1 protein-coding gene is annotated in these 1189 nt (G+C 66.7%); it reads left to right on the top strand.

Annotated features, from left to right (window positions below; all coding sequences use genetic code 11):
- A partial coding sequence (gene tuf, locus OXS27_RS32250; RefSeq protein WP_243920333.1) for an elongation factor Tu occupies positions 1-1189 on the top strand: 1189 nt, incomplete at its 3' end.

The raw sequence follows: 1189 nt of genomic DNA, 5'->3' as shown, positions 1-1189 counted from the left end.
ATGGGCAAGGAAAAGTTCGCTCGCACCAAGCCGCACTGCAACATCGGGACGATCGGGCACGTCGATCACGGCAAGACGTCACTGACGGCGGCGATCACGAAGGTGCTGGCTGAGACGGGCGGGGCGACGTTCACGGCCTACGACCAGATCGACAAGGCTCCGGAGGAGAAGGCGCGCGGGATCACGATCTCGACGGCGCACGTGGAGTACGAGACGGCCAACCGTCACTACGCGCACGTGGATTGCCCCGGCCACGCCGACTACGTGAAGAACATGATCACGGGCGCGGCGCAGATGGACGGCGCGATCCTGGTGGTGTCGGCGGCCGACGGCCCGATGCCGCAGACCCGCGAGCACATCCTGCTGGCCCGTCAGGTCGGCGTTCCGGCGCTGGTGGTGTTCCTCAACAAGGTCGACATGGTCGACGACGAGGAGCTGCTGGAGCTGGTCGAGCTGGAGGTGCGCGAGCTTCTCTCGAAGTACGACTTCCCGGGCGACGACATCCCGATCACCAAGGGCTCGGCGCTGATGGCGCTGGAGGACAAGGAGCCGAAGATCGGCAAGGAGGCGGTCCTGGCGCTGATGGCGACGGTGGACAGCTACATCCCGCAGCCGGAGCGTCCGATCGACATGCCGTTCCTGATGCCGATCGAGGACGTGTTCTCGATCTCGGGCCGCGGCACGGTGGTGACGGGCCGCGTCGAGCGCGGGATCGTGAAGGTGGGTGAGACGGTCGAGATCGTCGGCATCCGCGACACGCAGACCACGACGGTGACCGGCGTGGAGATGTTCCGCAAGCTGCTCGACCAGGGTCAGGCGGGCGACAACGTCGGCGTGCTGCTGCGCGGCACGAAGCGCGAGGACGTGGAGCGCGGCCAGGTCGTGTGCAAGCCGGGTTCGGTGAAGCCGCACGCCAAGTTCAAGGCCGAGGCGTACATCCTGACCAAGGAAGAGGGTGGCCGTCACACGCCGTTCTTCACGAACTACCGGCCGCAGTTCTACTTCCGCACGACGGACGTGACCGGGATCTGCACGCTGCCCGAGGGCACCGAGATGGTGATGCCGGGCGACAACGTGACCATGGACGTGGTGCTGATCGTGCCGGTGGCCATGGAAGAGAAGCTGCGCTTCGCCATCCGCGAGGGCGGCCGCACCGTCGGTGCCGGCGTCGTCGCCGCCATCAACGACT

This window comes from Methylobacterium sp. GC_Met_3 (assembly GCF_026540775.1).
Lineage (GTDB): Bacteria > Pseudomonadota > Alphaproteobacteria > Rhizobiales > Beijerinckiaceae > Methylobacterium.
Note: the sequence above shows the minus strand (reverse complement) of the source record. Positions and strands in the feature narration are given on the sequence as shown.